Origin of the sequence: Ligilactobacillus murinus (assembly GCF_003288115.1) — a bacterium.
Lineage (GTDB): Bacteria > Bacillota > Bacilli > Lactobacillales > Lactobacillaceae > Ligilactobacillus > Ligilactobacillus murinus.
On the sequence record NZ_CP023565.1, the window covers coordinates 1,581,955 to 1,606,750 of the forward strand.

Consider the following 24,796-nt stretch of genomic DNA (forward strand, 5'->3'; position numbering starts at 1 on the left):
CGTAATTTGAGGCTTTTTAGGCTCCACAACGCTTGACAGCAGTAATTTCAAACGTTAGTATCGTTAATGGTAATCATTACAATTTAAGAGAGGATATATTTATCATGCGAAAAAAATTATTTAGTTTCATCTTACTCGTGAGTGCTTTTCTAGCATTCTTCACCTTTGGTCACAAAAATACCGCCGCTGCATCTGATAAGCTAAATGTAGTAACGACCCTTGATTTTTACGGCGAAACTGCTAAGGCTGTCTTAGGTGATCACGGAACCGTCACTTCATTGATCACTAGTCCTAATGTTGATCCCCACGACTTTGAAGCCACAACTAAGACCGCTAAGATCGTTTCCAAAGCTGATCTTGTCATCTATAACGGTGCCGGCTACGATAACTGGGTCAAAAAATTGAATGGTAAAAAATATCTATCTGTGGCTGATGTCATGAAAGTTAAGGAAGGTCAAAATGAACATCTCTGGTATGATCCAACAACTATGGAAAAACTCGCCGATCGTTTGGCAACTGAATTTGGTAAAATACAACCTAAAAATAAGGTTGCCTTCAAGAAAAATGCTACTAAATACAAAAAAACTTTAGCTAAATTAACACAAACGCTAGACAAGATCAAACAAAACAGCAATAATCAAAAAGTAGCTGTTTCAGAACCAGTCTTTGACTATTCTTTAAAGAAGATGGGTTACAAGATCGCTAACAGTCACTTCGCTAAAGCAACTGAAGAAGGTAGCGACCCATCATATTCAGACATCAAGAAATTACAAAACGATATCAAAAACAAAAAGATCGCTTTCTTTGTTCAAAATACCCAAAGCGACAGCTCAGTGATCAAAAATATCGTTTCACTCTGTAAAGAAAGCAACATTCCTGTCGTCAAAGTTACTGAAACGCTACCTAAAAATAAGACATACGTAACTTGGCTACAAGGCGAATACCAAGCTGTCTTAGATACTCAAAAATAGAAAGAAGTAGTTATTCATGAAATCGATCCTATCAGTGCATAACTTGGATCTTTCCATCCCCAACCGCAAGCTTTTCTCCAATCTCTCCTTTGAGATCGCCCAAGGTAGTTTGACCTGTATCACAGGTGAAAATGGGGTCGGAAAAACAACACTCGTCAAACACTTATTGCAAGATCTAGCTAACAACTATACCGTTCACACGGTCTTTAATGTCAAGCGTGATGAAGTCCAATACGTACCACAATTGCGCAACATTGATGATGAATATCCCCTTTGCATCAAGGATTTCGTAGCTTTTGGTCTCAAAAAGCGCAATTTCTTTTGGAACCGCAAGCCTTTAAACGAAAAACTCGAACAGATCTTGACGGAGACAAAACTGACGCGGATCAAAGATCAACCTTTAGGCAAAGCTTCTGGGGGCGAAAAGCAACGGGCCTATCTAGCCCAAGCGCTCTGTGCTGATCCCAAGTTACTCATCTTGGACGAAGCTACCGCAAGTTTAGATACGACCAACAAACATGAATTGTTACAAATGCTACGTGAGGTCATGCAACAACACGGGCTAACGATCTTGTTTATCACGCACGATCCCGAGCTGATCGAACAATACGCCGACTATGAACTTCATTTGGAAGATCAAACTGGTGTCTTACTTGAAAAGGGGGCTAAAAAATAATGTTTGCTTATGATTTTATGCGCTATGCCTTTATTGCCGGGATCTTCATCGCTTTGATCTGTAGTGTTATGGGGACCTTTGTGGTAGCACGCCAAACATCTTTTTTCACCCATACGCTCTCTGAGATCGGTTTTTCTGGAGCTTCATTTGGGATCTTTATCGGGATCTCGCCTTTAGCAGGGATGCTGACTTTTACTACGGCTAGTGCCCTATTGATCGGGATGTCAGGTGAACGGCTCGGGCGACGTGAAGCTTCGATCAGTGTCTTTTCCGGTCTTTTCTTAGGGCTTGGGATCTTATTTTTATCACTCTCAGATAAACAAGCTAATTATGCGACAAGTATTTTATTTGGGAGCATCGTTGGGATCGACCGCAACGATATCGAAGTTTTGATCGCACTTAGCATCTTACTATTGTTGACGATCACGATCTTATTCAAGCGTCTAGCATATAACTCCTTTGATTCTCAAGGAGCTCAGTATAATCAGCGCTTTAACAAAACTATCTCGATCATCTTTTTAGTGATGCTCGCCTTAACGATCAGTATTACAGCTCAGATCGTCGGTGCGTTACTGATCTTTGTGCTCTTAACGATCCCAGCTTCGGCGACAAAATACTTCGCCCATCGACTCTACCAGATGATCGTTTTAAATTTCGTCTTCATTTTGGCTGGAGTTTGGCTTGGGCTATACTTTAGCTATCTCACTGATTGGCCAGTCAGCTTCTTTATCACCGTGATCGAAGCCTTGATCTATGGGGCAGCGATCGCCAAAGACCATTTAGCTAACCATCAAAAATAAACAAACAGGGTAAGTAGAACGTGTCGATACGAGCTACTTACCCTATTTGTTTAAATACCGCTATAAATAATATGCTATACTGTGCTTGAATTAATTGGCTCGCTTGAGCACAAGTTGTCCCCTAGTCTGCAAGCAAGGGGACTTCTTTTATTTTCACGAAAATATCACCGATCTAAGCGCCGGATCCCCCATAATACAATACATGTCGCTAAGATGAAATAGCCAACATATAGGAGCAAATATAAACTGTTAGGCTGAAAAATATAATTTACTGGTAAGATCACGGGCAATACGTAAATATTCAATAAAGCCTTGTTACTTGCAAAAATGATAAATAGGACCTCTAAAAAACCGAGCAGGATATTTTTAGTCTGATCGACAAAAAAAGTTAGCCCAACATGGATGTGCTCAAGTAAAACTACCAAAAGAAATGAGACTAGTGCTAGTTTTATCTGACCTAAAATCAACCATGTACTTGTCAGTGTAGCGATCGATAAGCAATCACTCAAAACCAATTTGCTTCCCCAAAGTCGATATTTTTTAGGATAACATCTGATCTCTTGAAATGAATTAGCCATTTTTTCTTGCTCAAAAAGCAAAACAGCACTCATACTGGTCACCAAGGGATAACCTGCAAATGTAAGCAATAAAACATCAACTAGAGCGACTCCATTTTTTAGCAAGAGCACATATGGGACCACAGTCACCAATTGGAGCACCATCACACCAACTGCGAAATACAGCTGGAAACTCCCCTTCAACTTCACACTTTCACTTCTTACTATTTTGAACATCCGATCTCCTCCCTAGTAACCAGAAAAACAGCACCGCACTCAATAACGCTGATCCAACTGAACTGCCAAACATACCCCAATCAACATTTAAAAAATCAGGTGACTGAACTCCATTTGGCTTAAGTCCGATCAAGGCCTCCACCACCTTGTAATGGTAAGTATATGGAAAGAGCAGCCATAGCTTAGTTTGAGCCACTAAAGGTGCGATGAACAAACACAGTAAACTGTTTATAACAACTACTAAAGATGCATTTAACCAATTAGATAGATAATAGATAAAAAAGATATTCCATAAACTTGTAACTAAAAGAGCTAAAATAACGACTATAAGACGCAAACTCTCTGCTTGTAGAAGTCCCCCATATAATAGAGTAACTAAATATATCGCTCCAAATAATATGAAGCTCGCCCCAAATAACGTTCTAAAGTTCAAGGCTACCTTAGCAAAATAGATCTGTTTTTTTATCTCTGTGCTCTCGATATTTTGAAAATCTCCTGCACTTTTTTCCCGCTTTACATCGCCTAAAAACAACAGGCCACCTAATAAAAACAAAAACAAGGCTTCCCACCAATATAGCGTAAAGGGTAGGAAGATCAAAACACCACCTATGAGATAGGCTAGCACTGGTGCAGCTAAAGTCACTGAGAAAAGTAGCGAATAGCGCTTTGTTTTCTTCAATTTTAAATGCTCTGAACTAAAAATCGCTGTTAAATTTGGCTCACGCATCCAAAACACCTCCGTGAACGATCTCAAAAAACTTCCGATCAAGATCTACCACATTTTCTCTACGATCATCGTAGCGGACCTTTCCTTTGTCTAAAATAACGATCTGATCGGCAACTTGACTGATCACATTGAGTTGATGGCTTGAGAGTAAGATCGTCATCCCCTGCGTGCTCAATTCTTTGATCAGCGCTAATAACTCTACTGTTCCTGCAGGATCTAAACCATTTGTCGGCTCATCTAAAATAAGAAAAGCCGGTTTTGTCAAAAGTGCCATCCCGATCCCTAAACGTTGTTTCATCCCTACTGAAAATTTTCCCGCACGCTTCTTGCCTGCATTTTGTAGGCCAACTTTATTCAAAATATCTCTTATTTGGTCATCATCTATGCCATACAACAAAGCTTTAGTCTTCAAATTATCAAAAGCCGATAGATTTTTATAGATTGCGGGTTCTTCGATCAAAGCCCCCAAATTTTCCTTAGGGATCACCGTCTCGCCATTGTAAAATACCTGTCCTTGCTCAGCATTTTTTAAACCAGCGATGATCTTCATCAAAGTTGATTTTCCTGCACCATTGATCCCTAACAGACCACAGACCGTCCCACTTTTGATCACAAAACTCACTTCATCTAAAACTTGACCATTTTTAAAGGCTTTTGATATTTTTTGTATTTTTATCTCCATTTTTAGCGCCTCCTTTATTTTTTATTATCATAGCTGATCAATTTCATAGATCATTCAGATATTCAAAATATGTATTTGATGATACAATACGAAAACCCCACCAAAGCATGGCGGGGCCCTCATTATTCATATAGTGCTAATCACATTTTCTTACACGCTCTAGGCACAATTTTACTTTAGCGCCCCCAGCTGGTGGATCAGATATCTCAAGGTACCCACCGTGTTTTAAACTGACCGCTTTAGCAAATGCCAAGCCAATCCCATAATGTTTCTTATCGAGATTACGTCCCCCATTTTCAGTAAAAAATAGCTTAGTTGCATCTTCCTTAGCGGTTTTAGAAAAAGGGGCTCCGTTGTTCCAGACTTCAAATATCAGTTGCGTTGCCGTCTCTTTAAACGTTACCGTAACTTTTCCCGCATCTTTTTTAGCGTGCTGACATGCATTAACAAAAATATTTAGGACTGCTCTACTGAGCGCTAAGCGATTGCCATAAAAAAACTTACTCTCTATTTCTAGCTCTGTCTGTAACTCAACTTGATACGTTTTGGCTATTTCGTTAAATTCGATAATTAGCTCAGAAATAAAGTCCGATACTTTCACTTCTTCTCTTTGATCATCATTCAACAGCCGTGTATAGGTCAACATACTGTTGAAATAGCGTTCAAATACTGCCATGCTTTTATTGATCGAAGTTAGATATTCAACCTGCTTTGGGGTCAACGAAGTCATTTCCAGTAATTCCACATTACCTTTAACAACTGTCAGCGGAGTTTTTACATCATGGGCCAAGGCAGCTATTTGAAAGGATAGATCTTTTTTCTCTAACCGTTCTTTTTCGATCAACCAAGCTAATTCATCACTTTTTTTGTAGAGATTGGTCAATATTTGCTCAAACTCAATGATTTTGACGTGTTTTCTAGGCTGATCGGTGCTACCTTCGCCCATGGATAGTGCGATCGCTTCGACATAGCGGAAATCTTTTGCCAGCTCACGTACAAGTCTAACGACGACGATCATTATCACTAAAAGAATTCCCAACATTACAAAAAGATAACTAATTTGGTTATATGAGATCACGCGCAAACGCTGATCAGCAAACTCTGGTACACTATTTTGGCGGATAATAAGCATATAATTTTTATCAGCAAAATATTTGTATTTTACTGTATCTACAGTCAGATCCCGCTTATTATCTTTAGCAATTTCAAAATTATTGATATCACTAGGAGCATATTTCCCCGTTAACAAGCGCTTAGATTTAGCATCATAAAGTGTATAGTCATACGGACTAGCCTTCATCGCTTTAGTTATATCCTGCTGACTAACATTTTTATCAAAAGTTACGTTAGCTTCATTAAATACTCTCAATTGTCCACTTTGTACCAGTAAAAATGAACCTAAAAATAAAGTAACTACGACCAGTAAGCTTCCAATAATGATCTCCAAGACCGCAAATAAGATTCGCTGTTGCATCGTGTATTTACTGATCATTCCACTTATACCCCATTCCCCGCACTGTTTTGATCGGGTCTACCCCGTACATTGAAAATTTATTGCGTATTTGATAGACATATTCGGAGATCGAACGAAAAAGAGCATCGGCAGATTCATCATAAACATTAAAATAGATCTCCTCGCGCGTATAGACCCGGGTCAGATCACGTGATAAAAGCTCTAAGATCGCATATTCACGTTTAGTAAGTGGTATGGCCTTACTACCGATATAGACCTGCTTTTCTTCCAAATAAAATGTGATCTGACCGAGATCTCTTCTGACTGTATTAAATTCGCCGTGAGCTTTTTTAGTTCGATCCTCGCGCTTTAGATCAGCCTCAACTTTAGCCACCAGTTGTTTTAAACTAAATGGTTTAACAATATAGTCATCCCCACCATTAGCCAAACCTTGCAAAATATCATCTTCGGTATCCTTAGCACTAATGAAGATGATCGGGGTCGCGATCTGATTCCTGAGTTGCTTACAAAGCTCGATCCCACTGATATTAGTCAGCATAATATCCAATAAGATCAAATCATAGCCCTGAAATTCAGCTAACTTTACCGGCAATGTAACTTCTTGAATCACTGTCACAGCGTAATTTTTTAGTTCTAACGCATTTTTCATGAGCTTTAGGATCTCCATATCATCATCTACTATCAAAATTTTGTGCATGCTACCACCTCATTTTATAGAGTAATAATACTAGATCTAATGAGCACAAAAAAACATTATGCTCCCTAAAAAAGGCTTATCCATACACAATTTATCACTCAAAAATCAGAGTCCTTTCAGAAAAATAAGAGCAAGTAATGAGATGATCACTACTTGCTCTTTATAACTTATCTCGTTTGGCGTGAATATAATCAACTACTACCGCTTGGCATCCCATTCTTGATAGAACTGATCCAAATATACTTTCAAAAATTCGTGGCGTCCCTGCGCTAGCTTCGTGGCATAGCTTGTATTCATAGTGTCCTTTAACTTAAGCAATTTTTCGTAAAAATGCATGATCGCTGTATCTTTACCATTGCGATACTCTTCCAAAGTGAGATTTTCTCTAGGCTTCATAGCTGGATCGTGGATCGGACGTCCAACGTGGCCTGAATAACACATTACCCGTGCGATTCCTATTGCCCCCATAGCATCTAAACGATCAGCGTCCTGAACGATCTTTCCTTCCAAAGTAGAAACATTTTCCTTTTGGTTTCCACCCTTAAATGACATCTTTGACACAATATCCATAACATGATCTAGTGTTTCACTAGACACGCCATTATCGACCAACCATGTATATACCCTTTTTTGGCCAGCTTCTTCGCTTTCATTTAATTTTCCATCAGCAATATCATGTAATAATGCCGCTAATTCACAAATATAAATATCCGCCTCTTCATATTTAGCAATTTCGATAGCGTTGTTTGTAACACGAAAAACGTGCCACCAATCATGACCACTACCTTCATTATTCAAAGCATCATATACATATTCGCGTGCATTTTTGACGATCAACTCTCTATTTTCCATAGTAAAACAGCTCCTTTGCAATTAGATATCTATCATTTTTCCCATATCTACTGACTCATATAGAGCCTCACAGATTTTCATATGTTTCAAATGATCAATATCTGTATATTTTTTCCTTGCTCAACATATGTGTGGTATGCTGTGACGATCTGTGAGAATTCTGTTCCTTATCTAAAGCTCAATTCGGTTTGTTTCTCTTGTTGGATCAAATATTTTAATTCAGCAAAGCTCTCGAGCTCTAACTTCTTCAACATTCGGAAAATCCTTGCCCGTGAAACATATAATTTTTTAGCTAACTCACTACTAGTCAAGTCATCCCACGCAAGATCGACTTTTTGCAAAGCTGTGATCATTTGGCGTTCTTGCTCGGTCAATTCCTGATAATGTTGGTTGATACGTGTTAATAGATCCATCATCTCACCCCTGTTTTTCCAGTTCGCTTTAATTCTACAAAATACTTTTCCATTACACCAACCATTCACCTTTTAAACTATATTCCTACTAAAAAGCTTTCATTGTTCGTGTTTTACTAGTAGATTTATTTAGTGATACATGCTAAAATCTACGCTTGTAGGGGTAGGAATTTATGCGTTACGGGCTTATGGAACGGAATGTGAACGTAGGCAGAAAGCTAAACCGTCATTTTAGCTGCGTGTATTTTCCGCATTCACCAATGATCTAACCATTACTGGTGCTTGTCTCCCCCCAAATTATTTTTAGGGAGATGTTTTTTTATGACGAATTTATCTTGGAGAAGTCCAAAACTCACGACACGAACGGTCACTTTAGCAGCGATGCTCATCGCTTTGCAGACGGTTTTAAGTAAGATCTCATTTGGTTCTGATAATCTAGTCAAATTCGGACTTGGCTTTATGGGCACGACTTTGATCGGATACTTTCTAGGGCCTTGGCTTGGCGGTGTTGCTTTAGTCATTGGCGATTTGATCAAGAATACTTTATTCTCTACGGGAAGCACGTTTTTTATCGGTTTTACTTTTAGTGCCTTTATCACTGGCTTGATCGCTGGCGCTTTTCTTTACCAACAAAAAGTTACTTGGCAACGTCTCGCTGTTTACCAATTCGTTCAGATCTTCGTGTCTAATATCTTCTTCAATACTCTATGGATCCATCTGATGTACCAAGCACCTATCTGGGAACTGTTGAGCGTTCGCGGACCTAAAAACTTGATCATGTGGCCGATCGAAGCTGCGATCAGTTTCTTGATCTTGCGCGCTGTTTCACGTTTAGACAGTCGCTTAATGCACTAATTTAGTTATTCCACCGATCAAGTATGCGCTTGGTCGGTTATTTTTTTACAACAAAAGAGGCTGTGACATAAGTCTCTATCTTTAAAGAAGACCATTCGAATTTTTTGAAAATTTTGAAAAATTCGAATGGTCTTCTTTTTGTTTTTATTATTTGGTGATATTTTTGAACTACTAGTGGACATTTTCCACATGTTCAATGCCATTAACGCTATCCCCATTTGTCGATTTACCTTTTTCTTACTTCGTACGGTAAATCGAGTAAAACCCAAATAAGCCTTCAAATTACCGAAAATAGGTTCGATCTCATACTTTCTTCTACGATAGATCTTATTTTTTTCAGTATTTGAAAGGTTTGTTTTTACTTTTCCCTTGAAATATTCCCATTGTGGATTGATATAGATCTTTCTGACATTTCCTTTTTTGGTCAATGCATTTGGATTTTCTTTACGATCTTCATCGAATTTTTCAGCTTCATATACTTTAAAATTTCGTTTATAACCATATGTATCATGGCGATATGCATAGCGTTTAAAGTTAAAACGAACATTCTTTGGATCTATATAGTAATCATCTTCAGCGTTATAATGCCAATTCATCACTTTGCGCTCATCTGATCTCCAACGTTTGGTTTCTTCCTTTAACATCGTATTATATGGAATAAGGTAATCAAACACTCCGAATTTATCTTCGATAAATTCATAGTTAGGTTCAGATCCATAACCAGCATCAGCAACTATCGGACCTTGGATAACATCTGCATCCATCTTTTCTAAAAATGGGATCAAAGTACGCATATCAGTTGGATTAGGTGCGAGGGTGTAGTCCAAAGCAAATTGATTATTAGCAGCGACTTGGAGATTATAGCCAGGTTTGGTTTGACCATTTTTCATTGGATCTTCTTTCATACGCATAAAAGTGGCGTCATTGTCAGTTTTAGAATAGCTGTTTCGCTCGCCAACGATGGCAAACTGTTCAGCATATTTAGAGTTTTTCTGTTTACGCTCGCGTGTTTGTTTTAAGTATTTCTTGGCCGTCCGTCGTTCCTGCTTCGCAGGATTAGGGGAGATCTTCTTAGTCTCTTCGACCTTTTCATTCAAATATTCAATTCGTTGTTCCAATCGGGCACATATCTCATCAAGTTGATCAACAGTCAGATCATCAGCAAAATCAATATTGACGATCGATTCTTTGATCTCTTTTAATAACTTTTTAGCTTTTTGTCGATTTAAATCATCATAGCGAATAGTATTTTTCTTCCAAACAAACGAGTATTTATTTGCGTTAGCAAGAATCTTAGTACCATCAATAAACACAGCCTCATCAATGAGCCCATTTTTTCGCAAATATTCTCTAAATTCAGAAAACGAACTTTTTAGCATCATCTCAATAGTATCAGAGACAACAAAGCGAGCAATAGTACGATAAGTAGGTTGGGCTTCCTGAGTCAACCACATGGCAACAACGTTTTCCCGAGCAAAACGTTCGATCTTTCGACAAGAAAAAATACCATAACTATATGCCAAAAGAACTAACTTGAGTAAGACCCGAGGTTCATATTCGAAAGGACGCCCAAAGGTATAAGAGTCATCAAAATCAATAGATTCGACTAAATGGTGTATGTAGTGTGCTTGATGATTTTTTTCAGGTTCATAGAAGGTCGCCATGTTCAAACTGAGTTGATTTATGTTACAATTACTGTGCATGGGTTTATCTCCTTTCTTTTTTGAGAGGGGTAGACTATAGGGCATCAGGGGGGGTTCTGATGTCCTTTTTTATTTATAGTATACAAAAACGGTCGTAAATGAACAATTTTTAAAGTCCATTTACGACCGTTTTTTGGAGACTTATGTCACAGCCTCTGAATTTTAATCAATGATCAAATGGACTTGCCTTTTTAACTCAGGCAATACCTCTTTAACAAACCACGGATTTTTACTTTGCCAAAGTTTGTTACGAGGCGAAGGATGAACTAACGGAAAGTACTCTGGCAAATATGCCCGATAATTGCGCACAACATCGGTCAATCTCGCTGTACTTTTGAGATGTAGATAATGTTTTGTCGCATAACTTCCCACTAACAGTGTCAGTTCGATATTAGGCATCTGTTCTAACAACAATGGATGCCATTTTTTAGCAAAATCTTTTCGTGGCGGTAGATCACCACTTTTACCCTTGCCTGGAAAATAAAAATCCATCGGCAAGATCGCAAAATCTTTTGACTGATAGAATTCTTCCCGTGAAACTCCCATCCAAGCCCGCAAATTATCACCACTAGGATCATTCCAAAACAACCGTGTATCCTGCGCTCGTTTTCCCGGTGCTTGTCCCACGATCAAGATCTTAGCTTCTTTTGGGGCTACATATAATGGCTCGATCCCAGCTTGCGTATATTTTTTATTCGCGGGATCATTTTTTATCGCTTCAAATATCTTATCTTGCATATCGTTCACCTGTCCTTATCCACAGCCTAGCACACCAATAAAAAAAGTGCCACACAAATGCGTGACACTAAGTCTTTGACGCGACCGCCAAAGCGCCCCTGCCAAGGAACTATATTATACCACGTTTATTTCATCGTGGTCGCATAGATCCGGCGTTCTTTTTGCTCGAATGCTTTCATAAAATCAACTAGAGCCTTTACTCCCTCAAATGGAAAGGCATTATACATGCTTGCCCGCATCCCGCCAGCCAAGACATGCCCTCGGATATTTTTTAGCCCGTTTTTCTCAGCTTGGGTGATGAATTTTTCATCAAGCTCTTTACTTCCTGTCGTAAAAGGAACATTGGTCAACGAACGATCAGGTGCATGTGCCGTTCCCAAAAAGAGTTTTGAGTTATCCAACATATCATATAAAAGTGCCGTTTTAGCCTCATTTTGTTGCTGCATCTGCTTTACGCCCCCCTGTTTTTTCAACCATTGGAAAACTAGACCAGCCGCATAGATCGGAAAAACCGGTGGTGTATTCAAATTAGAGTCACGTTTGATCAACTTCACATAATCAAGCATTGAAGGCAGATCTTGTTCTTTGTCTAAAAGCGATTCTTTAACGATCACTAAAGTCATCCCAGCCGGACCGATATTTTTTTGCGCACTAGCATACAAAAGCCCATACTTTTGGACATTGTGCTGATAACCCAAAATATTTGAAGATATATCTCCAACGATCGTTTGCCCTTGTAATTCAGGCAATTTACGATACATCGTCCCTTCGATCGTGTTATTGATCGTCAAATGTACATAATCATAAGGTCTATCCAAAGCGATCTCGTGTGGCAAATGGGTATAAGCAGAACTTTTTCCTGAAGCGACCACATCGACCCTGCGCTCAGGTACAAGTCGCGCATCCGCGATCGCTGTTTGCGACCAATGTCCTGTGTCGACAAAAGCAATATTTTTCGTCTTCCGGGCTAGATTCAACGGTACCGTCGTAAATTGTGTCGATGCCCCTCCTTGTAAAAATAAGATCTTGTAGTCTTTTGGAACAGCTAAAAGCTCTCTTAGATCAGCTTTAGCAGTTTGAAACATCTCTTCATATAGCACTGAACGATGGCTGATCTCCATCACACTCATCTCACTATCGCGATAGGATACCAACTCAGCTTGGATCTGAGCTACCACTTCGGGGGGCATCATTGCCGGTCCCGCTGAAAAATTATACACTTTCACAGCTCGTACCTTCCTTCTGACTCTAATTTAAAAAATTAATAATTGATAATAATAAATTTATTGGACCCCGCATCAAAAGTCAATATTTACCATGATTTTAAAGGGATATTTAAAATATATCTACTATAACTATTAATAATTATTGATAGTAACATTAATTAACGGTAATTTAATTTTTTTGTAACATCGATTTGCTCTCGCATTACATGCTTAGCTTCGACTAACTTTAATACAACCGGCATTTTCTCTCACTCTGATAACTTATGATTTTTGTAATACTTTTGTAACATTATTTTTTTGATATTTCACTCTTTCCTCATCAAAAATCTTGTTATATCAACATTTATAATTCTTTATCCATCTTTACTAAATCTTAATAAATTTATTTCTCCAATATTTTCAAGGGTTCGCGGTTATTTATTACAAAATTTGATAAAATGTAATCTTTTTTGCATTAGCTTGCAACATAAATGGATTAAAATAAATATATCAGTCAAATTGAAGTTAGTCGTTTAGAAATTATTGAAATTTATTTAGGAGTGAATATATATTTTGAATCATACAGCAAGAAAACTTTTAGTCGGTACAGTCGGAGCAGCTGGATTATTCTTGGCTACAACAGCAACAGCTAATGCAGATACAACTCATAAAGTTGCTAAAAACGATACAGTTTGGGATCTTTCACAAAAATATGGTGTTTCTATCCAAGCGATCGAAACTTTGAACAACATCGACCAAAACTCTCACTTGATCGTTACTGGTCAAACATTGAAAGTTCCAGCTAAAGATGCTCAAGTGGCTAAAAACAACGCTCCAGCCCAAGTTACTGATAAGAAAGCTGACACAGCAAACACTTCTGAGGTAACTGTTAAAGCTGGTGACACTCTTTGGACACTTGCACAACAATATAACACATCAGTTGAAAAATTACGTGAATTGAACGGCTTAGCTGCAGATGCTTACCTCATTCACCCAGGTAATGTTTTGAAGGTCAATGGTACAGTTCAAGCAACACAACAACCGGCTCAAACTGAACAACCAGTGCAACAACAAGCACAACCAGAACAACCTGTCGTACAACAAGAAGCTACACAAGAACAAGCTCAAGAACCTCAACTTGTTGTTTCAGCTAACCACACAACTCACACAGTACAAGCTGGCGAATCACTTTACTCTATCGCACAAGCTTACGGTGTAACCGTTGATTCTTTACGTGCTGCTAACAACTTGGGTGCTACTTTACTTGTTGGTCAAACATTGACGATCAACGATCCAGCTAAAGACCCAGCTCAAGAAGCTGCCACTCAACAAGCTGCTCAAGCACAACAAGAAACTGCCGCTCAACAAGCTACACAACAACAAGCTGCTACACAAGTACAACAACCTGTACAAAACCAAGCTCCAGCTCAAACACAAGCTCCAGCACAACAAGTGCAACAACAAGCACAACCTGCTCAAGTACAACAACCTCAACAACAAGTTGTTTCAACTTCAGCTGATGGTGCTGCGATTGCAGCTTATGCACAATCATTTATCGGTACACCTTACGTATGGGGCGGTTCTACACCATCTGGTTTTGACTGCTCAGGTTTGACACAATACGTTTATGCACACTTTGGTAAGCAGATCGGTCGTAACACGATCGCTCAAGAATCTGCTGGTGCACATATCCCAGTTAGCCAAGCACAAGTTGGTGACTTATTATTCTGGGGTACACCAGGTTCAACTTACCACGTTGCGATCTACTTAGGTGGTAACAGCTTCGTTGCTGCTCCAGAACCAGGTCAAAGCGTTAAGATCGGTAACATGGCTTACTTCATGCCATCATTTGCCGTACACGTAAACTAAAAGATAGCTTTAAAAAAGATTCAGCCATGCGGTCAGCGCCGTATGAATAACTAAGACCCAGCATAATGCATCTGCATCATGCTGGGTCTTTTCATAAAGATAAAAAAGAGCGTAGCCAACTTTTTGACTGCGCTCTTTTTACTATAATTCAACGATCGCAAAACCTGCTTGCCCTAAACGCTTATCTTGTTCGACTAGATTTTGTCCCAGTAATAATTTACAATTTTGCGGTAAGATGATCTTAATGCTCCCATAGCCTAAGTTAAACAACGCAAACAGCCGTTTATCGCCTAAGCGCCGGCTAAAACTCAAATAAGAATATTGATTGCTACATTGGCCCCACTCAAATGAACCTTCACACAATACATTGTTATAACGAATCCGCATTGCTAATAAAGTTTTCAAGAAGCGTTGCATTTCAACACTTACTTGATCATCTTTCCACTCCATGCATGGCTGTAAGGCGGCTTCAGTTCCCGCCTTAATTCCTTTTTCAGTACCATAGAGAATACTTGGTGATTCTGGTTGCATGAACATAAATGCCAAAACTGCACGCAACAATTGGACATTACCCTCGCACTTGGCTAAGATCCGCTGTGTTTGTGGACTATCCGCTGCCAAAAGCGAAGCTGAAAGCGTACTTGGATCAGCCCGTAATTGATGCTCATTTAGCGCATAGGCTAATTCAGTCGGCGGAATATTCTTAGTGATAAAAGTTCCCTCAACTAGTTCACGCACGTCGATCGAATTATTTCCCGCAAAAACATCGTCATGTTCAGCTTTTTTAGCGATCGTATTTCCTAAAAGATAGATATCTGCCTTAACTTGACGTAATGTTTCTAGTAGGTAACGTTTAAAGGCAGCTGGGATCTCATTAGAATCCGCAATGCTCCAGCCATCAATATCAAAATTACGTGTCCAGTACGTCAAAATATTACCAAAATACGCTTGGACCTCAGGATTTTCCAGATCGACTTTTGGCATATGTGGATTGTTGTTCAGGGCTTCATAGGTCAAACGTTCAGAATAATCAGGCAATTCACTAGGTACGTAACGCACCGGAAATTCCTTGATCAAAAACCATTTGGCAAAACTCGACCGCGCCCCATATTTACGCACATCTTGCCATTGAAGCGAAAAATCACTTAGATGATCGCACGTGATATCTAACATGACCTTCATCCCCCGTTGATGGATCGCTTCGATCAATTCTTTAAACTTCTCTTTGGTCCCAAAGGCTGGATCGATCTCATAGTAATCGATCGTATCAAATTTATGGTTAGAATAAGCATCAAAAACTGGACTTAAGTAGATCCCATTAAAGCCCAATCCTTGAATGTGAGCTAACTTGTCGATGATCCCTTGCAAGTCGCCACCAAAAAACTTTGCTTTATCAGCTTTTTGGCCCCATTCAAGTGTATCTTTAAGATCTTTTTTTTGATCACCATTGGCAAAGCGATCTGGCATCAAGCGGTACCAGATCATCTTTTTCGTCCATTCTGGCGTTGTTGCAGTTTCATCCAAGACTAAGTATGGTGTCAAAAAACCCGTCATTTCTTGAACAGCTTTTGGAGTATAGAGTTGCATTAAATTGGCATCATATAAAAGCTCATTGCCTTCACGATCAAGTAAATGAAATGCATATTTTAGCTTGCGGGTTACAGGGATCGGCAGTTTAACTTCCCAGACGTCATAGATCCCATTTTGCAGACGCTTATCCATTTCTTTAGTCGCATATTTCCAAACATCTGTTTGACCTGAATCTTTGACCAGCATCTGTGGTGCTCCAAAAATCACCTGCACCCGCGTAATATCGCGATGCTTGGTCTTTAATTGTAACCGATAGTTTTGTTTATTCGCCATGTACGCCATCTCGCTTGCTGGGCGGTGATAAATAGCTGATCTTTCCATACAAACCTTCCTTTTGCCTAAAGTATTTAACTCTATTATAGCCCAGATAGCGCAAAAAAAGCAGTCAAGAAAAACTCAACTGCTTGAACTAAATCATTAAATTACTTGGTAAATTCACCATCAGCGATCTCATCTAAAACCGTCTTTGATGGGATAAAGAACAATTGGCCTGATAAAATCTTCGAGAACGACAACAAGAAATCATGCCCCTTGAGCATTGACAGTAACATCAATTTAGTCACTTGCCAATAACGCGAATAGCCCATAAAATACGTTCCCGTCTTACCGGAAGCCGGATCAGAATAAGGGACATTCATCCGAATGATCTTTTGTTCTTCACCATTGAGCTCAACTTTTGAGACAACATTGTGCGCATTTTTGAACTTCTCATCGTCATCAAGTTCAAGGTCATTGAACTTTTGACGTCCGATCGCCTTTTCTTGATCTTCAGTCTTGAGTTTGTTCCAAAAATCCATGTTATGCAACCACTTTTGCGCAAAGGCATAAGATCCATTGACAAATTCTGGATCTTCATCACCGACTAAAGCATATTGGGAAGCTAACTCCATCTCAGGTGCTTCTGTCCCATCGATAAAGCCTACGATCGCACGCCCCTCAAAGTAACGAAAGCCCTTCGTTTCATCAACCACATTAGTGATATCACGTAAAAAGAGCATAAATTGTGACATTGCTTCGTAAACAACGGCTTCATCGTTAGCCCGAATGTGGAAGAAAAGATCCCCTTTTGTTGCTGGCATCTCGTACTTATCTCCCCGCAAGGTCTGATATGGAACAAGCTCTTTTGGCTTCGGTGCATTAGGGAACAAATAATCCCAAGCATCACTACTAAATCCAAATGTTGCCCGTAAGCAACCTTCATTGTCTCGAATATGCAACGAGCGCAAGATAGCTTGGTAACGATCAGCAAAAGCAGTGATCACTTCTTGTTCATGCTTTTGATCTTGGCGCTTTAACTCAAGTACCGTGAATTGTACATGCTTGCCAGCATCTTTCCAAACATCTTGGGCTAATTTTGGTTCGACTGTCATTTTTTGACCCCCTTTTTGATTTTCGCCTTAATTTTAGTCCTTTATCCCAAATTCGACAAGCGATATTATTCAAAGATCACAAAGCCATTCTTTTCCAGTTTCCCGTCTGTCAAATTTTGTGCCAGGAGCGTTTTACCAGTTGGAGCTACCGCATACGGCTTTTCACCTAAATTAAAGATCGCACAGAGCTTAGTAGCCGCTTTTTGGCGCGTTAATTTTACAACTTGGGCTTCCTCATCTACTTGCCAAGCATAAGTTCCATAGCTGAGTACAGGTTGCTGATCTTTACGCAATTTGATCAAAGCTTTCATAAAAGCGAGCATCTTTTGATCTTGCTTGTCTTTATCCCAGACCATGCAAGCTCGACACGCTGGATCATTGCCACCAGCCAGCCCAACTTCGGTCCCATAGTAAATACATGGCGACCCCATTTGCAAAAACATCATGGTCAAAGTCAAACGCGTTAGATCTTTATCACCTTGGCAAAGCGTCAACAACCGAGCTGTATCATGCGTATCCATCGAATTTAACATCACTTGATTTGTCGGCATGCGATAAAGCATCAGTTGTTCATTTAAACGCGAGACCATTTCACTGAGACTGATCTTTTTAGCCACTATTCCATCACTTAAAGTTTCTGTAAATGGATAATTCATCGCACCGTCAAATTCATGTTGGTTGACCCAACTTTGGGCATTGTGCCAAACTTCACCCAAAACATAAAAATCAGGCTTTAAGTAATGCGTCAGTGAATAGAAATGACGCCAAAAGTGATGATCGATCTCATTTGCCACATCTAAACGCCAAGCATCAATATTGAATTGTTTGATCCAATACGCGGCGATCTCATGCAGATAATCTTGCACTTCACGCGAAGCCGTATTTAACTTCGGCATGTGGGGCGTGTTAGCAAAGACTTCATAAGTTAGATCACGGGCAAATTCATCATTATCCGTCTTAGTATAGCTGACGGGAAATTCATTGATGTGAAACCACGAAGCAAAGCGTGACTCTTGCCCATGTTCGATCACATCTTGCCACTGCATCGAAAAATCGCCCAGATGATTAAAAACAGCATCCAACATGACTTTCATCCCACGTTTATGCGCTTCATCGACCAAACGCTTAAAGGTCTTTTTGTCCCCAAAATGCGGATCGATCGTAAAGTAATCGATCGTGTCATATTTATGGTTGGAATGTGCCGTAAAGATCGGACACAGATATAGGCCCGTGATCCCGAGCTCTTGTAAATAATCTAAGTGGTCGATGATCCCTTGAAGATCGCCCCCAAAAAAGTTTTCACGCGTAGGTTCTTCACTGCCCCAAGGTAATGTCTTGGCTGGATCATTTGTTAGATCACCATTGGCAAATCTTTCCGGAAATATCTGATACCAAACTGTTTCTTTGACCCATTCAGGTGGAGCGATCCGATCGATCTCATGCAAATATGGCATGCGAAAACAGGTCAAGTCTAAAAGATTTTCTGCAGTCGCAGGGACAAATTTCCGGTCATCATAAAGCCACTGATGTCCCCCTTTGTCAGTGAGCTTAAAAGCATACTGTAATCGGTGCAAAGGTAATGTTACTTGCGCTAAAAAATAATCATGTGTCTTAGTGATAAAGGCCCGATCCATCGTAACGGTCTCATACTCCCAAGCTCCAGCATCTTTTTCATTGACTTTAGTTCCATATGGATCACCATATAGCAATTCAACTTTAAAAACATCATCATGTTTGACTTTCAAACGGATCTCAAAAACTCCATTAGCCCCTAAGTAAGCCATCTCACTATCAGGGCGGTGATAAACTGCTGCAATATCCATCGTTTTTCCTCACTTTTTATTTTTGTAAAATGAGCGATCCATATGGTGCTAATTTGGCTTGTGCTGCACTAACTTTAGCATTTTGGCTCAAGAGCACCTTAGTAAAGGCACCACACGGATAACTCTTCTCATGTTCACTTAAATTACAGATGACCAACACCTGTTTATGTTCATCTATTACTCGCCGATACACATACAACTCAGAGCTAGTATTTTCTAAAATAAAACGCCCTTCAATAAATACCGGTTTTTGCTTTAACTGTAAAATTTGGCGATAAAAATTCAATACACTATCAGGATCACTCATTTGTTCAGCGATACTGGCAACATTTTTTTCTTTAGACCATTTCCAGGGCTGAACGTTAGAAAAGCCAGCATAGGCCGTCGTATCAAACGGTAATGGTAAGCGAGCTGCCATTTTATGAGCTTGACTAGCTTTGCGCAATATCTCGCCATCACGCCAGCCTTTTTGCTTTGCTTGCTTAGCAAAATCAACGATCTGGGGATCTTCAAAATCGGCCACCGTGCCTAAAGTTTGCGAGCGCATGCCTAATTCTTCCCCATAGTAGATACAGGCTATGCCTCGCTGTAAGTACATCAACGTTGCCAACATTTTTGCACAAGCTTTAGATTCCTTTTTAGGCGCAAAACGACTCAAGATCCGTGGCATATCATGATTGCTCCAATACAAAGTTGGATAACTCACCCCTTCAAGTCGCTTTTGCCACTCGAGCATGTTGGATCTAAAGCCGAGAATATCTAATTTCACAGGCTGTCCGATCTGAGGCAGATCAGACTCGACTTGGCTTTTATCTTCAGCAAAGTAGCGGAAAGTCACGACCGTATCACAGCTCTCTTTTTTGGGTGTCGTGTAATCCACAGCAAGATCGATGTCGGCACTAGCGGCTTCACCTAAAATGAAGATATCGGGCTTTATCTGGTGCAATTGAGCGATAAATTCTTTTAAATAAACTTGAACTTGCGGTAAGTTGGCATAAAACATCTCTGCGATCTGGGGCTCAGCTGACTTGGCTAACATATCCTGCTCAAAGTCGGCTTTGGCAATGTGGATAAAGGCATCCAATCTAAAACCATCGACGCCATGCTCGAGCCAAAACTTAGCGATCTTGAGCATTTCAACTTGGACTTTTGGTTCAGCCCAATTCAAATCAGGCATTTCCTTTGCAAACAGATGAAAATAGTAATTATTTGAGTCAAGAGGATCTTTTTGCCACACACTTCCGCCAAAAAAGGAGCCCCAATTATTTGGTGGACCACCATTTTTACCTTGATGCCACAAATAACAATTGCGAAATTCACTGTCTTTGTCCTTTAAAGCTGCTTGAAACCACGGATGTTGGTCAGAGGTATGATTCATTACAAAATCTAAAATAATGTCTAAGCCCAAGGCATGCGCTTTAGCCACTAATTCATCAAAATCTGCCATTGTGCCCAATTTTTCATCGATCTGATAATAATCAGCAACATCGTAACCGTTGTCAATTTGGGGTGAAACATAGATCGGATTGAGCCAGATCGTATTTATCCCTAGTTGCTTTAAATATTTGAGCTTAGCCGTGATCCCTTTTAGATCCCCGATCCCATCACCATTACTATCCTTAAAACTTTTGGGGTATATTTGATAGATAATGCGCTCTTTAGCACTTAATGTACTCACTTTTTTCCCACCTTTCTATAAAATCTCACACCTTAATCTTATAAAAGTATCGACTTTTTTGCAATCGTTTGCAAAAAATATTTTTGTATATCGATAACTTCCGTCTTAGAAAGCGGTTGCAAAAAGATAACTAATACCTTAAAATTAATCTGTAAATTTTTATAAAGAAAGTAGTGATATATATGACTACCTTAAGAGATGTGGCTAAAAAAGCTAACGTTTCCCAGATGACAGTCTCGCGCGTCTTCAATCATCCCGAAACAGTCTCCGATGAGCTAAAAGAGCTCGTCTTTTCTGCTGTAAAAGAACTCAATTACCATCCAAATGCAAGCGCTAAAGCTTTGAAAAATAAAAAGACTCAAGTCATCAAAGTCTTGATCTTAGAAAATATATCCAGTGCCGAACCATATTATATGCGGGTCCTGGCAGGAATCACAAAAAAACTTGATACTTTGCAATATTCCTTACAACTCTCATCTCAATTTGACCTAGATATCGACACTTGTGATGGTTTGATCGTCATGGGAGCTAAAAATACCGATCACCGCAAACTCGCTAAGCTCGACAAGCCGCTTGTCTTATTTGGGGAAAATCCGTATTTTGATTTTGCTGATACCGACAACCAAAAAGACATCTATCAAGCTACTATTTACGCTGCCCATTGTGGCTATGAACATCTCTATTACATCGGTTTAGATCATCTTGAAACTTTTGCTAAAAAACGCCGCTCTGGGTATGAACAAGCCATCAGTCACTTAAATAAAAATTCCCAGATCTTTACTATTTCAGGCGCACACGACGGTGAACTTGATTTTTTAAAATGTTTGCCACTCAAAAAAAACAGCGCTTTTATCTGTGCTACAGACAAGATCGCGCTTGAAGTCAGCTCTATTTTAGAGACCAAGGGAGTATTACCTGATGATTTTGGTGTCATTGGTCATGATGGTATCCTACTAGATAAACTCTTTGATCATCACTTGACCACGATGGCCCAAAATTTTGAACTCATGGGAACTTATCTAGCTGAGATGCTTTTAGCCAAGATTTATACTAAACCACTTTTAAACAGTCGCCTTTTCCCCGCCGATCTACTAGTTCGTCAGACAACTAGACCACTGCGATAAAATGTTAGCGTTAACATAAAGAAACCGCTTGCATAGATTATTTGCTACTGTCTATAATGGAGGCGTAGTTAAGCAATTATTTAATTTTAAGGAGGTTTTTTCTGTGTTAAATAAAGTAAAAAAATTCGGCTTCTTGGCCTTAGCCGCGAGCAGTATCGGACTTATCTTAGCGGGGTGTTCCAATTCTAAAAAAGAGGCGGACAACAAAACGATCACTATCACCGTCGATAAAGGCTACAAAGATTATATCAATCGTGTGAAAGGCGATTTTGAAAAGAAGAACGGTGTCAAAGTCGAAGTCAAAACAAAAGATGCCTTGACCGCACTGGATAACTTAAAACTCGATGGTCCAGCAGGTAAAGCCGCCGATGTTTTAATGGCACCATATGATCGTGTCGGTGTTTTAGGTAAACAAGGTCAATTAGCTACCGTTAAACTTCCAACTGACGGGCGCTACAGTGATGCCGATAAGAAAAATGTCACTTTAAATCAAAAACAATACGGTGAACCTGTGACGATCGAAACACTGGTCTTATTTTACAATAAAGACTTGATCGATCATGCACCAACGACATTCCAAGAATTAGAAGAACTATCTAAAGATCCTAAATATGCCTATGAAAACGACAAGAGCAAAAACGTCGCTTTCTTGACACAATGGACTAACTTCTACAACGCTTATGGTCTGATCAAAGGCTACGGTGGTTACATCTTTGGGGATAATGGGACCGATCCTAAAAATATCGGTCTAAATAACAAAGGTGCTGTAGAGGGGATCACTTACATGACCAACTGGTTCAAAAACACTTGGCCAAAAGGGATGCAAGCAAAAACTTCAAACCAAAACTTTATCACTGATCAATTCACTAAAGGTAAAACAGCCGTGATCATCGATGGCCCTTGGCAAGCAGCTGCTTATAAGAAAGCAGGCGTCAATTACGGTGTGGCTAAACTCCCTACTTTAGCTAACGGTGAAAAATATCAAGCCTTTGGTGGTGGTAAAGCTTGGGTCATCTCACAATATTCCAAGAACAAAGGTATGGCACAAAAATTCATTGATTACTTGACCAATGATAAGAACATGCAAAAATTCTACGATATGACTCAAGAAGTTCCTGCTAACGAAAAAACACGGACCGCTGTCGCTAAAACAAATAACGAACTCACTTCAGCCGTGATCGAGCAATACAAAGACGCTTCACCAATGCCAAACATTCCTGAAATGACAGAAGTTTGGACTGGTGCTGAAAATATGGTCATCAATGCCGCTAGTGGTAAAGATACACCAAAACAAGCAGCTGATAAAGCTACAAAACAGATCCAACAAGCTATCAAGCAAAAATACAAAGAATAATTGGTGATGTCAAAAGGGCTTTAGCAAAACTAAGGCCCTTTTTTCATAAAGAAATGGAGTGAACTTTCGTGAAAAAACAAGAGTATGATAAAAAGATCATTCTCTATGCTCTTATTCCCGGTTTGGGACAGTTCAAGAATGGTCAAAAAGAAAAAGGGGCGATCTTCTTAACGATCTTTGGTCTCTTTTGCCTCGAATCAGCCTTCTTTGGAATCAATGCCTTACAAGAATTGATCACTTTAGGAAGCGAACCTGGCATAGATAATTCCATGTTTTTGATGGTCCGTGGTACTTTGCAACTTCTAATTACTTTGATCTTTGTCGGTTTTTATGTTTCCCAAATTCGCGATGCGATCAAGGTCAACAAAAATAAAACTATAGGTCTTCCAATCGCTACTGGCTTTACTGGTATCAAAGGATCGCTTGCGACCCATGGTTTTCCCTATCTATTGACGTTTCCGGCCTATATTTTGATGATCTTTACGATCGTGTTGCCTGTCTTAGTTACTCTCTTTATGGCATTCACTAACTATGACTTCAACCATATCCCTCCAGCCGCTTTGATCGACTGGATCGGGATCCAAAATTTCAAAGACATGTTCTTTTTGAGCTCCTATCGCTCAACTTTTATGGCTGTCTTTAGTTGGACGTTGATCTGGACATTGATCGCTTCAACACTTCAGATAATCTTAGGCGTCTTTACCGCGACAGTCGCACATCAAGATTGGATCAAAGGTAAAAGGATCTTTGGGATCATCTTCTTATTACCTTGGGCTGTACCTGCTTTTGTGACGATCATGAGTTTTTCTAATATCTTCAACGATTCAGCTGGTGCGATCAATGTTCAGATCATCCCATTGCTCAACAAATTGCTGCCTTTTGTTGATCTTTCAGCGATCAATTGGATGACCGATCCGTTTTGGACTAAAGTCGCTTTGATCATGATCCAAGGTTGGCTGGGGTTTCCTTATATCTATGTCCTTGTCACCGGGATCTTACAATCGATCTCAGATGATCTCTATGAAGCTGCGACGATCGACGGTGCTTCTCCGCTCCAAAAGTTCAATAACATCACTTTGCCAGCGATCCTAAGCGTTGCAGCTCCAACTTTTGTGACTCAATATACTTTTAACTTCAATAATTTCTCGATCATCTACTTATTCAACGAAGGTGGGCCGGGTGATGTTGGTGGTGGTGCTGGCAATACCGATATCTTGATCAGTTGGATCTACAAACTAACGACCAACACAACGCCTCAATACGGTTTAGCTTCAGCTGTGACTTTGCTCATTTCAGCGATCGTCATCGCTGTATCGTTACTCGTCTTTAAAAAGACTAATGCGTTTAAAATGGACTGATCTGATATCTAGCGAAACGATAAAAGTGGAATGGATATCTAAT

General features: G+C 39.7%; 22 protein-coding genes and 1 riboswitch. Of the genes, 8 read left to right on the forward strand and 14 right to left on the reverse strand.

The window, feature by feature from the left end:
* Positions 1–104 precede the first annotated feature (104 nt).
* Genes CPS94_RS07885 through CPS94_RS07895 form a run of 3 tightly spaced genes read left to right on the forward strand, consistent with a single transcriptional unit; the run spans position 105 to position 2,447 of the window.
* Positions 105–971, forward strand: a complete 867-nt coding sequence (locus CPS94_RS07885; protein WP_112193520.1) for a metal ABC transporter solute-binding protein, Zn/Mn family — start codon at positions 105–107, stop codon at positions 969–971.
* A 16-nt stretch (positions 972–987) separates the two neighbouring features.
* Complete coding sequence (locus CPS94_RS07890) at positions 988–1,647, forward strand: metal ABC transporter ATP-binding protein (protein ID WP_004050634.1); 660 nt, start codon at positions 988–990, stop codon at positions 1,645–1,647.
* Positions 1,647–2,447, forward strand: coding sequence for a metal ABC transporter permease (locus tag CPS94_RS07895; protein ID WP_004050636.1), 801 nt, complete (start codon positions 1,647–1,649; stop codon positions 2,445–2,447). The genes CPS94_RS07890 and CPS94_RS07895 overlap by 1 nt, the downstream gene beginning before the upstream one ends.
* A 164-nt stretch (positions 2,448–2,611) precedes the next feature.
* Here CPS94_RS07895 and CPS94_RS07900 read toward each other — a convergent pair whose 3' ends face one another.
* The 7 genes from CPS94_RS07900 to CPS94_RS07930 all read right to left on the reverse strand — a co-directional run bounded on the left by CPS94_RS07900 (position 2,612) and on the right by CPS94_RS07930 (position 8,086).
* Positions 2,612–3,241 (reverse strand): ABC-2 family transporter permease, encoded by a 630-nt coding sequence (locus CPS94_RS07900; protein ID WP_112193522.1) that lies wholly within the window; start codon positions 3,239–3,241, stop codon positions 2,612–2,614.
* Entirely contained in the window at positions 3,219–3,968 is a 750-nt protein-coding gene (locus tag CPS94_RS07905; protein ID WP_112193524.1) for an ABC-2 family transporter permease, read from the reverse strand. Before CPS94_RS07905 ends, CPS94_RS07900 begins: the two co-directional genes overlap by 23 nt.
* Positions 3,961–4,650: an ATP-binding cassette domain-containing protein gene (locus CPS94_RS07910; RefSeq protein WP_112193526.1), complete on the reverse strand. Its 690-nt coding sequence runs from the start codon at positions 4,648–4,650 to the stop codon at positions 3,961–3,963. Before CPS94_RS07910 ends, CPS94_RS07905 begins: the two co-directional genes overlap by 8 nt.
* 136 nt (positions 4,651–4,786) lie before the next feature.
* Positions 4,787–6,142, reverse strand: a complete 1,356-nt coding sequence (locus CPS94_RS07915; protein WP_112193529.1) for a sensor histidine kinase — start codon at positions 6,140–6,142, stop codon at positions 4,787–4,789.
* Positions 6,132–6,821 (reverse strand): response regulator transcription factor, encoded by a 690-nt coding sequence (locus CPS94_RS07920; RefSeq protein ID WP_056958109.1) that lies wholly within the window; start codon positions 6,819–6,821, stop codon positions 6,132–6,134. The genes CPS94_RS07915 and CPS94_RS07920 overlap by 11 nt, the downstream gene beginning before the upstream one ends.
* Before the next feature lie 198 nt (positions 6,822–7,019).
* Positions 7,020–7,673, reverse strand: coding sequence for an HD domain-containing protein (locus tag CPS94_RS07925; protein ID WP_112193531.1), 654 nt, complete (start codon positions 7,671–7,673; stop codon positions 7,020–7,022).
* 167 nt (positions 7,674–7,840) lie between these two features.
* Positions 7,841–8,086 (reverse strand): MurR/RpiR family transcriptional regulator, encoded by a 246-nt coding sequence (locus tag CPS94_RS07930; RefSeq protein ID WP_162626423.1) that lies wholly within the window; start codon positions 8,084–8,086, stop codon positions 7,841–7,843.
* Between the two features lie 157 nt (positions 8,087–8,243).
* A riboswitch (THF riboswitch) is annotated at positions 8,244–8,348 on the forward strand.
* Positions 8,349–8,407: 59 nt separating this feature from the next.
* Here CPS94_RS07930 and CPS94_RS07935 point away from each other — a divergent pair.
* Positions 8,408–8,941 carry a folate family ECF transporter S component gene (locus CPS94_RS07935; protein WP_004050643.1) on the forward strand — a complete coding sequence of 178 codons (534 nt, stop codon included), beginning with the start codon at positions 8,408–8,410 and terminating at the stop codon, positions 8,939–8,941.
* 17 nt (positions 8,942–8,958) lie between these two features.
* Here the strand turns inward: CPS94_RS07935 and CPS94_RS07940 are convergent, their stop codons facing one another.
* The 3 genes from CPS94_RS07940 to serC all read right to left on the reverse strand — a co-directional run bounded on the left by CPS94_RS07940 (position 8,959) and on the right by serC (position 12,575).
* Positions 8,959–10,644 carry an IS1182 family transposase gene (locus tag CPS94_RS07940; RefSeq protein WP_112286465.1) on the reverse strand — a complete coding sequence of 562 codons (1,686 nt, stop codon included), beginning with the start codon at positions 10,642–10,644 and terminating at the stop codon, positions 8,959–8,961.
* A gap of 162 nt (positions 10,645–10,806) precedes the next feature.
* Complete coding sequence (locus tag CPS94_RS07945) at positions 10,807–11,382, reverse strand: uracil-DNA glycosylase family protein (protein ID WP_112193535.1); 576 nt, start codon at positions 11,380–11,382, stop codon at positions 10,807–10,809.
* Between the two features lie 125 nt (positions 11,383–11,507).
* Positions 11,508–12,575 carry a 3-phosphoserine/phosphohydroxythreonine transaminase gene (serC, locus tag CPS94_RS07950; RefSeq protein WP_238145407.1) on the reverse strand — a complete coding sequence of 356 codons (1,068 nt, stop codon included), beginning with the start codon at positions 12,573–12,575 and terminating at the stop codon, positions 11,508–11,510.
* 585 nt (positions 12,576–13,160) lie between these two features.
* Between serC and CPS94_RS07955 the strand changes: the two genes are divergently transcribed.
* Positions 13,161–14,456 carry a C40 family peptidase gene (locus CPS94_RS07955; protein WP_112193539.1) on the forward strand — a complete coding sequence of 432 codons (1,296 nt, stop codon included), beginning with the start codon at positions 13,161–13,163 and terminating at the stop codon, positions 14,454–14,456.
* A 141-nt stretch (positions 14,457–14,597) separates the two neighbouring features.
* On the opposite strand, the gene CPS94_RS07960 is transcribed toward CPS94_RS07955, so the two are convergent.
* The 4 genes from CPS94_RS07960 to CPS94_RS07975 all read right to left on the reverse strand — a co-directional run bounded on the left by CPS94_RS07960 (position 14,598) and on the right by CPS94_RS07975 (position 20,917).
* Positions 14,598–16,367, reverse strand: coding sequence for an alpha amylase N-terminal ig-like domain-containing protein (locus CPS94_RS07960; protein WP_112193541.1), 1,770 nt, complete (start codon positions 16,365–16,367; stop codon positions 14,598–14,600).
* A 101-nt stretch (positions 16,368–16,468) separates the two neighbouring features.
* Positions 16,469–17,416 carry a Dyp-type peroxidase gene (locus CPS94_RS07965; RefSeq protein ID WP_056958148.1) on the reverse strand — a complete coding sequence of 316 codons (948 nt, stop codon included), beginning with the start codon at positions 17,414–17,416 and terminating at the stop codon, positions 16,469–16,471.
* Between the two features lie 65 nt (positions 17,417–17,481).
* Complete coding sequence (locus tag CPS94_RS07970) at positions 17,482–19,239, reverse strand: glycoside hydrolase family 13 protein (RefSeq protein ID WP_112193543.1); 1,758 nt, start codon at positions 19,237–19,239, stop codon at positions 17,482–17,484.
* A 16-nt stretch (positions 19,240–19,255) separates the two neighbouring features.
* A complete protein-coding gene (locus tag CPS94_RS07975; RefSeq protein WP_112193545.1) occupies positions 19,256–20,917 on the reverse strand; it encodes an alpha-glucosidase in 1,662 nt (553 codons plus the stop codon).
* 182 nt (positions 20,918–21,099) lie between these two features.
* Here CPS94_RS07975 and CPS94_RS07980 point away from each other — a divergent pair, with 182 nt between their 5' ends.
* The 3 genes from CPS94_RS07980 to CPS94_RS07990 all read left to right on the forward strand — a co-directional run bounded on the left by CPS94_RS07980 (position 21,100) and on the right by CPS94_RS07990 (position 24,753).
* Positions 21,100–22,041, forward strand: coding sequence for a LacI family DNA-binding transcriptional regulator (locus CPS94_RS07980; protein ID WP_112193547.1), 942 nt, complete (start codon positions 21,100–21,102; stop codon positions 22,039–22,041).
* 103 nt (positions 22,042–22,144) lie between these two features.
* Complete coding sequence (locus tag CPS94_RS07985; RefSeq protein ID WP_112193549.1) at positions 22,145–23,395, forward strand: extracellular solute-binding protein; 1,251 nt, start codon at positions 22,145–22,147, stop codon at positions 23,393–23,395.
* Between the two features lie 68 nt (positions 23,396–23,463).
* The gene (locus CPS94_RS07990) at positions 23,464–24,753 is read left to right on the forward strand and encodes a carbohydrate ABC transporter permease (RefSeq protein ID WP_112193551.1); all 1,290 of its coding nucleotides are present in this window, start codon (positions 23,464–23,466) and stop codon (positions 24,751–24,753) included.
* The last annotated feature ends 43 nt before the right edge of the window (positions 24,754–24,796 follow it).

What these genes read in the sequence shown, in the direction of transcription:
- CPS94_RS07905 (WP_112193524.1), bottom strand. Translation starts at nt 3,968, where the DNA reads ATGCGTGAGCCAAATTTAACAGCGATTTTTAGTTCAGAGCATTTAAAA.
- CPS94_RS07965 (WP_056958148.1), bottom strand. Translation starts at nt 17,416, where the DNA reads ATGACAGTCGAACCAAAATTAGCCCAAGATGTTTGGAAAGATGCTGGC.
- CPS94_RS07925 (WP_112193531.1), bottom strand. Translation starts at nt 7,673, where the DNA reads ATGGAAAATAGAGAGTTGATCGTCAAAAATGCACGCGAATATGTATAT.
- CPS94_RS07885 (WP_112193520.1), top strand. Translation starts at nt 105, where the DNA reads ATGCGAAAAAAATTATTTAGTTTCATCTTACTCGTGAGTGCTTTTCTA.
- CPS94_RS07940 (WP_112286465.1), bottom strand. Translation starts at nt 10,644, where the DNA reads ATGCACAGTAATTGTAACATAAATCAACTCAGTTTGAACATGGCGACC.
- CPS94_RS07935 (WP_004050643.1), top strand. Translation starts at nt 8,408, where the DNA reads ATGACGAATTTATCTTGGAGAAGTCCAAAACTCACGACACGAACGGTC.
- serC (WP_238145407.1), bottom strand. Translation starts at nt 12,575, where the DNA reads ATGATGCCCCCCGAAGTGGTAGCTCAGATCCAAGCTGAGTTGGTATCC.
- CPS94_RS07920 (WP_056958109.1), bottom strand. Translation starts at nt 6,821, where the DNA reads ATGCACAAAATTTTGATAGTAGATGATGATATGGAGATCCTAAAGCTC.
- CPS94_RS07915 (WP_112193529.1), bottom strand. Translation starts at nt 6,142, where the DNA reads ATGATCAGTAAATACACGATGCAACAGCGAATCTTATTTGCGGTCTTG.
- CPS94_RS07895 (WP_004050636.1), top strand. Translation starts at nt 1,647, where the DNA reads ATGTTTGCTTATGATTTTATGCGCTATGCCTTTATTGCCGGGATCTTC.
- CPS94_RS07970 (WP_112193543.1), bottom strand. Translation starts at nt 19,239, where the DNA reads ATGGATATTGCAGCAGTTTATCACCGCCCTGATAGTGAGATGGCTTAC.
- CPS94_RS07960 (WP_112193541.1), bottom strand. Translation starts at nt 16,367, where the DNA reads ATGGAAAGATCAGCTATTTATCACCGCCCAGCAAGCGAGATGGCGTAC.
- CPS94_RS07900 (WP_112193522.1), bottom strand. Translation starts at nt 3,241, where the DNA reads ATGTTCAAAATAGTAAGAAGTGAAAGTGTGAAGTTGAAGGGGAGTTTC.
- CPS94_RS07980 (WP_112193547.1), top strand. Translation starts at nt 21,100, where the DNA reads ATGACTACCTTAAGAGATGTGGCTAAAAAAGCTAACGTTTCCCAGATG.
- CPS94_RS07945 (WP_112193535.1), bottom strand. Translation starts at nt 11,382, where the DNA reads ATGCAAGATAAGATATTTGAAGCGATAAAAAATGATCCCGCGAATAAA.
- CPS94_RS07910 (WP_112193526.1), bottom strand. Translation starts at nt 4,650, where the DNA reads ATGGAGATAAAAATACAAAAAATATCAAAAGCCTTTAAAAATGGTCAA.
- CPS94_RS07930 (WP_162626423.1), bottom strand. Translation starts at nt 8,086, where the DNA reads ATGGATCTATTAACACGTATCAACCAACATTATCAGGAATTGACCGAG.
- CPS94_RS07890 (WP_004050634.1), top strand. Translation starts at nt 988, where the DNA reads ATGAAATCGATCCTATCAGTGCATAACTTGGATCTTTCCATCCCCAAC.